The 11,934-nt window shown below is 64.5% G+C and carries 12 protein-coding genes; 7 read left to right on the top strand and 5 right to left on the bottom strand.

Annotated elements, in window-relative coordinates:
* From QO014_RS16375 to QO014_RS16355, 5 genes are all read right to left on the bottom strand, one after another.
* Positions 1 to 1,017: a formamidase gene (locus QO014_RS16375; RefSeq protein ID WP_266349784.1), complete on the bottom strand. Its 1,017-nt coding sequence runs from the start codon at positions 1,015 to 1,017 to the stop codon at positions 1 to 3.
* Positions 1,018 to 1,027: 10 nt separating this feature from the next.
* Positions 1,028 to 1,954, bottom strand: a complete 927-nt coding sequence (locus QO014_RS16370) for an ABC transporter permease (protein WP_266349783.1) — start codon at positions 1,952 to 1,954, stop codon at positions 1,028 to 1,030.
* Positions 1,951 to 3,072 carry an ABC transporter permease gene (locus QO014_RS16365; protein WP_266349782.1) on the bottom strand — a complete coding sequence of 374 codons (1,122 nt, stop codon included), beginning with the start codon at positions 3,070 to 3,072 and terminating at the stop codon, positions 1,951 to 1,953. The genes QO014_RS16370 and QO014_RS16365 overlap by 4 nt, the downstream gene beginning before the upstream one ends.
* A 231-nt stretch (positions 3,073 to 3,303) precedes the next feature.
* The gene (locus QO014_RS16360) at positions 3,304 to 4,422 is read right to left on the bottom strand and encodes a BMP family ABC transporter substrate-binding protein (protein WP_266349781.1); all 1,119 of its coding nucleotides are present in this window, start codon (positions 4,420 to 4,422) and stop codon (positions 3,304 to 3,306) included.
* 311 nt (positions 4,423 to 4,733) lie between these two features.
* Positions 4,734 to 5,711 carry an isopenicillin N synthase family dioxygenase gene (locus QO014_RS16355; RefSeq protein ID WP_266349780.1) on the bottom strand — a complete coding sequence of 326 codons (978 nt, stop codon included), beginning with the start codon at positions 5,709 to 5,711 and terminating at the stop codon, positions 4,734 to 4,736.
* 152 nt (positions 5,712 to 5,863) lie between these two features.
* Here QO014_RS16355 and QO014_RS16350 point away from each other — a divergent pair, with 152 nt between their 5' ends.
* The 7 genes from QO014_RS16350 to QO014_RS16315 all read left to right on the top strand — a co-directional run bounded on the left by QO014_RS16350 (position 5,864) and on the right by QO014_RS16315 (position 11,919).
* A complete protein-coding gene (locus QO014_RS16350; protein ID WP_266349779.1) occupies positions 5,864 to 7,039 on the top strand; it encodes a fumarylacetoacetate hydrolase family protein in 1,176 nt (391 codons plus the stop codon).
* Positions 7,040 to 7,196: 157 nt separating this feature from the next.
* Positions 7,197 to 7,529 (top strand): ArsR/SmtB family transcription factor, encoded by a 333-nt coding sequence (locus QO014_RS16345; protein ID WP_266349778.1) that lies wholly within the window; start codon positions 7,197 to 7,199, stop codon positions 7,527 to 7,529.
* An 18-nt stretch (positions 7,530 to 7,547) separates the two neighbouring features.
* A complete protein-coding gene (locus tag QO014_RS16340; RefSeq protein ID WP_266349777.1) occupies positions 7,548 to 8,075 on the top strand; it encodes an arsenate reductase ArsC in 528 nt (175 codons plus the stop codon).
* A gap of 6 nt (positions 8,076 to 8,081) precedes the next feature.
* Entirely contained in the window at positions 8,082 to 8,912 is an 831-nt protein-coding gene (arsC, locus tag QO014_RS24600; RefSeq protein WP_266349776.1) for an arsenate reductase (glutaredoxin), read from the top strand.
* A gap of 7 nt (positions 8,913 to 8,919) precedes the next feature.
* The gene (gene arsB / locus QO014_RS16325; protein ID WP_266349775.1) at positions 8,920 to 9,981 is read left to right on the top strand and encodes an ACR3 family arsenite efflux transporter; all 1,062 of its coding nucleotides are present in this window, start codon (positions 8,920 to 8,922) and stop codon (positions 9,979 to 9,981) included.
* Entirely contained in the window at positions 9,974 to 10,687 is a 714-nt protein-coding gene (gene arsH, locus QO014_RS16320; RefSeq protein ID WP_266349774.1) for an arsenical resistance protein ArsH, read from the top strand. The genes arsB and arsH overlap by 8 nt, the downstream gene beginning before the upstream one ends.
* Positions 10,684 to 11,919 carry an MFS transporter gene (locus QO014_RS16315; protein ID WP_266349773.1) on the top strand — a complete coding sequence of 412 codons (1,236 nt, stop codon included), beginning with the start codon at positions 10,684 to 10,686 and terminating at the stop codon, positions 11,917 to 11,919. Before arsH ends, QO014_RS16315 begins: the two co-directional genes overlap by 4 nt.
* Positions 11,920 to 11,934: the final 15 nt, after the last annotated feature.

The raw sequence follows: 11,934 nt of genomic DNA, 5'->3' as shown, positions 1-11,934 counted from the left end.
TTACTCCGCTGCCTCGGCGAGTTTCTCGCCATAGCGCCGCGTCGGCGCTGGGAAGCCGCAGGACGAGCCGTCCGTGTGCACGACCTGGTCCTCCCAGGGCAGGCGATATGTCCCGGCGGCAAGGTCGGTCATGTAGGTATAGGGGCAATCCTGCGCCCCGCCCTTCACGGCGACATAGCCGCGATGGCCGAACTGGTAAATGTTGTTCTCGACGCCCCAGTTGATCCGCGCCTCGCGCACCAGATCGGGGCGCACCTCGGCGGTGATGATCTCGTCCGGCCGTCCGCTCGTGCCATGCGCGATGATCGAGCCGTCGAAATTGACGACCATGCCTTCGCCCATGGAGTCGAACGTGCCGTCCGAGCCGGACATGCAGACATTCGCCGTCACCATCAGATTGCAGAACGAATTCGACTGGTTGGTGAAGCGCCAGCTCTCGCGGATCGGCGCGGTATAGCCCGCCGTGCGGATCAAAATCTCGGCGCCCTTGTAGGCCACCTCACGCGCCATTTCCGGGAACATGCCGTCATGGCAGATGATCAGCGCCAGCTTGCAGCCCTTGGGCCCGTCAATGACCGGAATGCCGATATCGCCCGGCTCCCATGGCTCGACAGGGACCCACGGATGCAGCTTGCGATAATAGAGCCGGATCACGCCGGTATCGTCGATGATGATGCCCGAATTATACGGATTGCCGCCGGGGTTCTTCTCCATGATCGAGAAGCAGCCCCAGATCTTATTGTCGATGCAGGCCTCCTTGAAGGCCGCGACCTCGGGACCGTCGAGATCGCACATGATCGCCGGATTGATGTCCATCGATAGGCCGTGCAGCGCATATTCCGGGAAGACCACGAGGTCCATGCCGGCATTGTTGCGCCGCGCCTTGCCGACCAGTTCGACGATGCGCGCCGTCTGCCGTGCGAGATCGGCCTTGGTCACGGTCACGGGCAGCTGAAGCTGCACTAGACCGATCACGACGCCGTTCGGCGATTTGTTCAGGCCGCCAAGACCATTCATCACGCAATCCTCACTTGGTAATCGAGAGTTCGCCCGGTGCCCCCTTCAGCGAGCGCTTGGGCGAGACCGAAGCGATCATGATGAAGAGCGTGAGCAGGTAGGGCGCGGCATTGAAGAAGTAGTAGCCCTGCGTGATGCCGACCGATTGCAGGGCCGGGCCGAGCGCGCCGGCTGCACCGAAGAGCAGGGCTGCGCCGAAGCAGGCGAGCGGGTTCCAGCGCGCGAAGATCACCAGCGCCACCGCCATCAGGCCCTGGCCGGAGGAGAGGCCCTCACTCCAGGCGCCGGGATAATAGAGCGACAGGAAGGCGCCGCCGACGCCGGCGAAGAAGCCGCCGACCGTGGTCGCCAGGAAGCGGACCCAATCGACCGAATAGCCCATGGCGAGCGCCGCCGGGGCGCTGTCGCCGGTCATGCGGATGATGAGGCCCCAGCGCGTATTCTTGAACGCCCACCACATGAAGACGGCGAGCACGATGCCGACCAGGAAGAGCGGGTTGATCGAGAGCGCCGACTGGACCTGCGGCAGGTCCGACCAGAAGCCGAGCGAGATCGAGGGCAGATGCGGCGCCTGCGGCTGGATGAAGGGCTTGCCGAAGAAGAAGGCGAGGCCGGTGCCGAACAGCATCATGGCGATGCCGATCGCGATGTCGTTCACCTTGGGCAGTTTGCAGATATAGCCGTGGATCGCGCCGAAGAAGCAGCCGGAAATGCCGGCCGCGAGCACGCCGAGCCACGGCGATCCCGTCAGATAGGAGATCGCGTAGCCCGACATGGCGCCGAAGACGAGCGTTCCTTCGAGGCCGAGATTGATGCGGCCCGATTTCTCCGTCAGGCATTCGCCGAGGGATACGAACAGGAACGGCGTCGAAACACGGATCGCGCCGGCCAGCATGGCGAGCGGGACGCCATAGGCGCCGATATCGGTCTCGTTCATCGCTTGTCTCCTCTCGGACGGAAGAAGGCGAAGCGCCCATACAGCGTCTCGCTTACGAGCAGCACCACGAACATCAGTCCCTGCAGCACCTGGACAGTGGCGTCGGGCATGCCCATGCGACGCTGGATCAGCCCGCCGGCTGCCGCAATGCCACCAAGGAAGATCGCGACCGGCACGATGGCGATCGGGTTCTGCCGGGCGAGGAAGGCGACGAGAATGCCGGTGAAGCCGTAGCCCGCGGCGAGCGAGGCATTGGCCTTGCCCTGGATCGCGGCCACCTCGAAGAAGCCGGCGAGGCCGGCACACGCGCCCGCAATCGCGCAGGCGGTGACCATCAGCTTGCCGACCGGCAGGCCCTGCGCCCGCGCCGCGCGGACATTGCCGCCCGTGACGCGCGCCGCAAAACCGAAGGTCGTGCGGTTCATCAGCACCCAGAGCGCAACCGCCACCACGATGCCGGCGGGAAGGCCCCAATGGACGCCGAGGCCAGGAACATTGCCGATCATGTTGGCGTCGCCGATCGGCAGCGTCGACGGCTTGTTCGGATTGCCGGGATCACGCAGCGCGCCTTCGACGAAGAAGTTCATGATCGCGATCGCGATATAGGACATCAGCAGGCTGGCGATCGTCTCGTTGATGCCGCGATAATGGCGGAGCATGCCGACGAGGCCGATCCAGAACGCGCCGACGCCCGTCGCCACGACCAGCATGATCGGCAGCACGATGTAATTGGGTGCGGATGCCGTCACGAGCGGGATGGCGATCACCGCCGCCGAGAAGCCGCCCAGCACCAGCGCGCCTTCGCCGCCGATGATGGTGAGGCCGAGGCGTGCAGGGATGGCGACGCAGAGCGCCGTCAGGATCAGCGGCGCCGCACGCACCAGCGTGTTCTGCCACGAAAATTCGGTGCCGAAGCCGCCGCGCCAAAGCAGCGAGAAGAAGGTGATCGGCGAATGGCCGAGGGCGAGCAGGAAGATCGAAAAGAGCAATCCCGCGGCAATCAATGCCAAGAGCGGGATGACGACATATTCCGACGATCGGCGAATGCGCTCGACCGCATCGGCAAAGGCCACGCCCACGGCCGGGGTGGCGGCATCCTGATTGACGGTATCGGCCATGGACGCGCTCTCCGCGATTGAACTGGCTGGCTCGAATGGAGCCCGGCGACCGATCCGGCCGCCGGTCTCGGCGTCATTGTCTCGTCGCGTTCCCGCCGGCCGTCCCGAGCTTCCTGCTGAAGCAGGACGCCTTGCCGGGCCGCGAGGCCCTGGGCATTGACGGGCCCCGGCCGAGATCCACGATCACGGCCGGACGCAAGGCGCGTAGCAACGAGCCGATGAGGTCTTGCCTCAGGTGATCGAGCCGACGACGCCTTCGACGAGGAAGTTGATGTTGTCGATCCAGGGATCGTAGGGGGCGTGCTCGACGCCGGCCGCGATCACTTCCTTGCCGGTATTGTCCTTGAGCGGGCCGACGTAATAGGCCTTCTTGGCGCGAAGATCCGCCTTGGCGGCATCGGCAGCGGCGATCGCCTCGGGCGTAGCGCCAGCGCCATAGGGCGTGTTCTGGACGAAATCGACGTCATAGCCGCCGGAGATGAAGTTCGGCAGTTCGCCGCCCTTGGCGAGCGTATCGGCATACTGCTTGTAGATCGTCTCCCACTTGTATTCCGCGCCCGTGATGAAGCCCTTCGGCGCCAGCGCAGCCTGCGAGGCATTGTGGCCGCAGGTCTTGGCGCCCTTGGCCTCGGCGTTCTGGATCACGGTCTTCGGGCTGTCGACGTGGCAGGTGATGACGTCACAGCCGGCATCGATCAGCGCGTTGGTCGCCTCGGCTTCGCGAACGGGCAGCGACCAGTCGCCGGTGAAGATCACCTGGACGGTTGCGTTCGGATTGACCTTGCGGGCGCCGAGCGTGAACGAATTGATGTTCGAGAGCACCGAGGAGATTGGCTTCGCGGCGACGAAGCCGAGCTTGTTCGACTTGGTGGAGAGACCGGCCGCAACACCATCGATGTAATGGGCCTGGTCGAGATAGCCGAAATAGGAACCGGCATTCTTCGGGTCGCCATCCTTCCAGAGCGGTGCCGCATGGCGGAACTGCACGTCCGGATACTTCTTGGCGGTGTCGACCATGAACGGGGCATAATAACCGAAGGACGTCGCGAAGATCAGGTTCGCGCCATCGAGCTCGATCATCGATTCCATCGTCTTGGCGACGGCGATGGTCTCCGGGACGTTCTCTTCCTCGACGACCTTGACGCCGGGGACTGCGGCCAGCGCCTTGGCGGCAACGGCGTGCGCCTGATTCCAGCCGAAGTCGTCACGCGAGCCGACATAGATGATGCCGATGGTCAGGTCGCCTGCGGCTTGGGCGGAACCGCGCGTCAGAAGGCCGGTAGTCAGGCCGAGCGAGCCGATGGCGGCGCTCTTCAAGAGCGTTCGGCGAGAAACGGTGAAGGCGGACATGGATGACTTCCCCTCGAAAAATGGTCGGCACGATGCGCGCCGGGGTGATCCCGACCTCTAGACAGCAACCGCCGTGCCAATCCGCGCAACGCGTGGGGCCAAATCGAACGAAATCGAACTAAACCTATGACACATTTGACATATTTTAGTGCTTACGGCCGTCTCGGAGAGACCACGCCGCCGAACGACCGATCCGAAATCGAAGACCCAAAGCCGCCTATTGCATACAATTCGGATGGATTGCATACATTTTGGCCGCCACCCGCTCGAATCCGTATCGGCCTCATTTTTGGGCAGCAGTTGCACTTCCGTCAGGCGATCATGCCGGGTGCATAGGTCCGCTGCAGTCGCTCCTTGAGATAGAGCGCGCCTGTCGTGGGCGGATAGCGGGCCGGCCGATCCGCCGTGACGCAACTCGGGATCGAGACGACAGGGGCATCGGGATTGGGGTCGAGGAAGAAGGGGATTGAATAGCGCTCTCGGCCCGAGCGGTTCGCGACGCGATGTGGCGTCGAGACATAGACGTCATTGGTCCAACGCATCAGGCAATCGCCGATATTGCAGACGAAGACGTCCTTGATCGGCGGCGCGGGAAGCCACACACCATCGCGACGGCGCACCTCGAGGCCGGCCACATCATCCGTCATCAGCAATGTCAGGCAGCCATAATCCGTATGCTCGCCAGCGCCGAGTTGCCCCTCCTCCAGCACCGGCGGCTGCGGCGGATAATGAAGCAGCCGCAACGTGGAGAGTGATTGGTCGAGCTTGTCCTCGAAGAAGCCCTCGGGGAGGCCGACATCCACGGCGACCGCGCGCTGCAGCAATCGGCCGACATTGAGCACGCGAGCGAAATAGTCGAGCATCGTCTCGCGGAAGCCCGGCATGTCGGGCCAGAGGTTCACGCCGCGAAAGGGTTCGCCCGCCAGGATGCGCGGATCATCAGCCGGAAGGTCGAGGCCGATGTTGAAGGCCTCCTTGAGATCCGCCGGCTTGGAGGGGTCGAGCGTCTCGCCCTTCATGGCGATGAAGCCGCGATTGTGCCGCGACAGGCCGAAGGCAACCTCCTGCTTCTTTTCGAGCGGCAGCGCGAAGAAGCGGTGGATCGTATCGAACATGTTGGCGATCGTCTCGGGGGCAATGCCATGACCGGCGACATAGAAGAAGCCGATTCCGCGCGCCGCGCGTCCAATCTCCGCGGCGATGGCGGCCGTCGCGCCGGGTTGCCCGGCGACGAGGCCGGAAATATCGATAATGGGCAGTGTCTCGGTAATGGGCAGTGTCTCGGTCATGCTGGCGCCTCGCGGATCAACCCAGCTAACCTTGCAAGGGATATGCCTGCGAAACCGGGTTGGCGAGCGAACGCTTCAGCGTGTAGCGTGCCGCGGTTCGTTCTCGCCGGCGGCCCTCGGGTCGCCCCAGAAAAACATGCCCGGAGAGCCCCATGCCATTCGATACCAAACCCGCCTTCGCCCTGCCGGAGGATGCCGATCAGGCCGTTCTGGTCGGCCGCGTCTTCCGCCCGGACCTTGACGGGCCGTCGGTGGCGGTGCTGCGAGATGGCCAGCTCATCGACATCACCGCGATGGCCGTGACCATGCGCGATCTCTGCGAAAGCCAGGACCCCGCCCATTTCGCGACGACGGCCGATGGCGAGATCATCGGCTCGTTCGAGGACATACTGGCGAATACGCCGATCGAGACGCGCGATCCCGCCCTGCCCTACCTGATCGCGCCGATCGACCTGCAGGCCGTCAAGGCGGCCGGCGTCACCTTCGTCGTCTCCATGCTGGAGCGTGTGATCGAGGAACAGGCGCGCGGCCTGCCCGAGCGCGCCGTAGCGATCCGCTCGGAAATCCAGGCGACGATCGGCGATGATCTCGCCGCGCTCAAGCCCGGCTCCGAGCAGGCGGCAGCGTTGAAGCAGTTGCTGATCGAAAAGGGCATGTGGTCGCAATATCTCGAGGTCGGCATCGGTCCCGATGCGGAGATCTTCTCCAAGGCCCAGCCCATGTCGGCGGTCGGGCATCTTGCCGAGATCGGCATTCACCCGATTTCGAACTGGAACAATCCCGAGCCGGAAATGGTGCTGGTCGTTTCCTCCTCCGGCAAGATCGTCGGCGCCACGCTCGGCAACGACGTCAATCTGCGCGATGTCGAGGGCCGCTCGGCGCTGCTGCTCTCCAAGGCCAAGGACAACAACGCCAGCGCCTCGATCGGCCCGATGATCCGCCTCTTCAGCGAGACCTTCTCGCTCGACGACGTGCGGAGCACCGAGGTTCGCCTGACTGTCGACGGCGAAGACGGCTTCCGCATGGACGGATCGAGCGCCATGTCGAAGATCAGCCGCGATCCGGAGGATCTGGTCAAGCAGACGATCGGCAAGAACCATCAATATCCGGACGGCTTCGTGCTCTATCTCGGCACCATGTTCGCGCCGGTCCAGGACCGCGACGGCCCCGGCCAGGGTTTCACGCACAAGGTCGGCGACATCGTCACCATCGCCGCGCCCAAGATCGGCAAATTGTCGAACCGCGTCGTCCGCTGCCCCGATGCGGCACCGTGGACGTTCGGCACCGGCGCGCTGATGCGCAATCTCGCCGGCCGCGGCCTGCTCTGAGCTCGGCTTGGAAATTCACCATCGTCGTGGCCGGATTTGAAACCGGCCGCGACAAACCTCCAATACCGCACCGTCCCGTAAAATCGCACCGACCGCGCTTGCCCGGTCGCGGCTGATCGTCTATCGATATCTCAACATCTCTTGAAAGATTGAGATAATGGACGAAAGCAAGGCTCTCCAAGCATTTGCCGCGCTGTCGCAGGCAACGCGGCTGCAGATTGTCCGCCTCCTGGTGAAGGCGGGTCCCGATGGACTGGCGGCTGGCGTGATCGGCGAAGCGGTTGGCGCCTCCTCTTCCAAGGCCTCTTTTCATCTGAGCCATCTGGAGCAGGCCGGCCTCATCGTGTCGCGGCGCGAGGCGCGCTCGATCATCTACAGCGCCGCCTTCCCCGCCCTCGCCGGCCTGGTCGAATTCCTCATGCGCGATTGCTGCCAGGGGCATCCCGAAGTCTGCAATCCCGCTGTGGCTGCCCTGACACCCTGCTGCTAATCCACGACGGAGTGGTCGATGTCTGATCAAGTATTCAATGTACTGTTCCTGTGCACCGGCAATTCGGCACGCTCGATCCTCGCGGAGAGCATCCTCTCCAAGGATGGAGCCGGTCGTTTCCGCGCGTTTTCGGCGGGAAGCCAGCCCAAGGGAACGGTCAATCCATTTGCTCTGAAAGTCCTTGAGAGCTTCCATTATCCTGCCGACGGATTTCGCTCGAAGGCATGGGATGAATTTGCCGTGCCCGGCGCGCCGGTCATGGATTTCGTGTTTACCGTCTGCGACAACGCCGCTGGGGAAGCCTGTCCGGTTTGGCCGGGCCAGCCGATGACTGCCCATTGGGGGATCGAGGATCCCGCTGCCGTCGAAGGCACCGACATCGAGAAGGAGGCGGCCTTCGTGACCGCGTTCCGCTATATGAAAAACCGGATCTCGATCTTTACGGCGCTGCCTCTCAGGAGCCTTGATACCATCGCCCTCGGCGCCAAGCTGCGCGAAATCGGCAAGGTCGAAGGCTCGACCTCCCCCCGGTCTGGCGCGGCGTAGGCGGCAATGGACATCGTCATCTACCACAACCCCGATTGTGGCACGTCGCGCAACACGCTCGCCTTGCTCCGCCATTTCGGCATCGAGCCTCATGTCGTCGAATATCTGAAGACGCCGCCGAGCCGTGCGCTGCTGGCTGATCTCGCAGTCCGCACGGGCGGGTCGCTACGCGATCTCGTCCGCGAGAAGGGTACGCCGTTCGCCTCCCTTGGCCTCGATGATCCCGCGATCGGCGACGACGCGCTGCTCGATGCGATGATCGAACATCCGATCCTGATCAACCGGCCGATCGTGGTCAGTCCCAAGGGCGTCAAGCTCTGCCGGCCGTCCGATATTGTGCTCGACCTTCTGCCGGAAACCGTGCCCAGCACGGATTTTCGCAAGGAAGAAGGCGTGCCGTTCCTGCGCGACGTGCGTATTCCCGGCGATGATCCGGCGCTCCGGGCGGCGTTGCGCGCGGCGGAACTTGCCGATGATGATCTCGATGAGCCCGGCCGAGCCTTCTTTCTCTACCGGACATTAGCGGGCGAACCGGTCGGTTTCGGCGGCTACGAGCAGTTCGGCGTGGATGTACTTCTGCGTTCGATCGTGGTGCTGGACGCATGGCGCGGAACCAGGATCGGCCGCAACCTCGTGCCGCTCCTGCAACGCCGCGCCTTCGACGTTGGCGCGCGGCGCGCCTGGCTGCTGACGCCGGCTGCTGCGGGCTTCTTCGGCAAGCTCGGCTTCAAGCCCGCCGAGCGCGAGAGCGCGCCCTCGGCCATCCTCACCACCCGCCAGGCCGCAGGCCTTTGCCCATCGGACACGCCGCTGCTCACGCGCCGTATCAGCTTCTGAGGTTCCCGTGTCGATATTTGAACGGTTCCTGACCCTCTGGGTAGCACTCTGCATTCTGGTGGGGATCGGCCTCGGACATCTCATGCCCGGCGCCTTCGAAACGATCGGCGCCGCCGAGATTGCCCGCGTCAACCTCCCAGTCGCGATCCTGATCTGGCTCATGGTCATCCCCATGTTGCTCAGGATCGATTTCACATCGCTGAGCCAGGTCGGCCGACACTGGCGCGGGATCGGCGTGACGCTGTTCGTCAACTGGGCGGTCAAACCCTTCTCCATGGCGTTGCTCGGCTGGCTGTTCATCGGATGGCTGTTCCGCCCCCTGCTGCCGGCCGACCAGATCGACAGCTATATTGCCGGGCTGATCATTCTGGCCGCCGCGCCCTGCACGGCCATGGTCTTCGTCTGGTCGAACCTCACCAAGGGCGAGCCGTTGTTCACGCTCTCGCAGGTCGCGCTGAACGACGCGATCATGGTGGTGGCCTTCGCGCCGATCGTCGGGCTGCTGCTGGGGCTGTCGGCCATGACCGTGCCCTGGGACACGCTGCTCATCTCCGTCGGGCTCTACATCGTCGTGCCGGTGATCATAGCCCAGTTGGCGCGGCGCCGATTGCTGCAAAATGGCGGCGAGGCGGCGTTGGCGCGAACGCTCCGCCGACTGGCGCCGATCTCGCTCGTCGCACTGCTGGCGACGCTCGTGCTGCTATTCGGCTTCCAGGGCGAGCAGATCATCGCGCAGCCGCTCATCATCGCGCTCTTGGCCGTGCCGATCCTGATCCAGGTCTATTTCAACGCCGGGCTGGCCTATCTGCTGAACCGCGCCACCGGCGAAGCCCATTGCGTTGCGGGCCCGTCGGCGCTCATCGGCGCGTCGAACTTCTTCGAGCTCGCGGTGGCGGCTGCGATCAGCCTGTTCGGTTTCCACTCCGGCGCGGCGCTCGCGACGGTCGTCGGCGTGCTCATCGAAGTGCCGGTCATGCTCTCCGTCGTCTGGATCGTGAACCGCTCGAAGAACTGGTACGAACGCGGCGACGCTGTCCGCTCAGCTGCAAAGGTTCTCGTCCATGATTGAAGACCTTCCCAATCTGGTCTCTGGTTGCGTCGAGAAACCGGCGATGGAGAAACTGCGCGGCGCCGCCTCGACCCATGCGCCCCGCATCGCCTTGCTCTATGGATCGTTGCGGGAGAGATCCTACAGCCGGCTCCTGACGTTCGAGGCCGCGCGTCTGCTCGAGCATCTCGGCGCGGAGACACGCATTTTCGACCCGCACGGCTTGCCTCTTCCCGACGGAGCCGCCGTCGACCACCCCAAGGTCAAGGAACTGCGTGAACTATCGCTCTGGTCGGAGGGCCAGGTCTGGACCAGCCCCGAGCGGCACGGCGCCATGAGCGCGGTGCTCAAGGCCCAGATCGACTGGATACCGCTTTCGGTCGGCGCGATCCGTCCGACCCAGGGCCGGACGCTTGCCCTCATGCAGGTCTCCGGCGGGTCGCAATCCTTCAACGCGGTCAACCAGATGCGCGTGCTGGGGCGCTGGATGCGAATGGTGACGATCCCCAATCAGTCCTCGGTCGCGAAGGCATTTCAGGAGTTCGGACCAGAAGGCCGCATGCGCCCCTCATCCTATTACGACCGCGTGGTCGATGTGATGGAGGAACTGGTCAAGTTCACTCTGCTGACCCGTGACGTATCGAGCTATCTCACCGACCGATACAGCGAACGCAAGGAAGCCGCCGAAGCGCTCGAAGCGCGGCTGTCGCTCGCGGCGATCCGATGACTGCCGGATCTTTGCTCGCGGAAGAGCCGTCAGCAGCAGACCGGATACCGCGCTGGCGGGTGATCTCCGCCCTCGGCATCGTGCAGATTTTCTCCTGGGGCAGTTCCTACTATCTGCTGACCGCGCTTGCGGTGCCGATAGCGGCCGATACCGGCTGGCCACTACCCTGGATCACCGGAGGACTGACGATCGGCCTCGTCGTCGCGGGGCTCGCATCTCCGTGGGTCGGTCGTTCGATCGGCCTGTATGGCGGCCGCATGATCCTGGCCGGCAGTTGCCTCATCCTCGCGCTCGGCCTTGCGGCGTTGAGCTTGGCGCCATCGCTGCCGGTATTCCTGCTCGGCTGGTTCATCATCGGCATCGGCATGGGCGCCGGCCTCTATGACGCATCCTTCGCGACGCTCGGCCGGATCTACGGCACGTCGGCTCGGCGGGCCATATCAACCCTCACTCTTTGGGGCGGCTTCGCGAGCACGGTCTGCTGGCCGCTGACGGCGGCAATGGCGAGCCATTTCGGCTGGCGGGTCACCTGCATCGCTTATGCTGCCATACAATTATCCATCTGCCTTCCCCTGATCCTGAGTTCCATCCCGACAGCGGCGCGCCCCGCATCAGCCACGACCAAGCGCCGGAGCTCTGCCCCGCTTGCGGCCGGCCAGCGGCGCGCACTGTTCCTTCTGATCGGCGTGCTCGTGCTCGGCAGCCTCACCATGACGATGGTGAGCGTCCATCTCCTCACACTGCTGCAGGCACGCGGGCTTTCCATGGCCGCAGCGGTGGGCATGGCAACGCTGATCGGACCCGCGCAGGTCGCGGCGCGCCTGGCGGAGATGGCCACGGGCGGACGGCACCCCGCTCTCTGGACGCTGCTGGCCGCCATGACGCTGATCGCAATCGGGCTGGCGCTGCTCAATGTCGGCCCGCCGGTCATCGGGTTCGCCGTTCTGCTCTATGGCGCCGGCAACGGCATCTATTCGATCGCCCGCGGCGCGGTACCGCTCGCCCTCTTCGGGCCCGAAGCCTATCCGGCGCTGATGGGCTTCATCGCGCGGCCTGCGTTCATGGCGTCGGCGCTGGCCCCTTCCCTCGGCGCCGTGATGCTGCAATGGGGCGGCGCGGAGCTGGCCGGGCACATCCTCCTGGGGCTGGCGCTCATCAATGTCGCCCTGATCGGCGCGCTCTGGCGCGCCTCCGCGCGATCAAGGGCCGATGCATCAGAGATCCCTGCCTGACCGAGACCGATGGAC

Origin of the sequence: Kaistia dalseonensis (assembly GCF_030814715.1) — a bacterium.
GTDB classification, from domain to species: Bacteria; Pseudomonadota; Alphaproteobacteria; order Rhizobiales; family Kaistiaceae; genus Kaistia; species Kaistia dalseonensis.
This window is presented reverse-complemented; position numbering and strand designations above follow the sequence as displayed.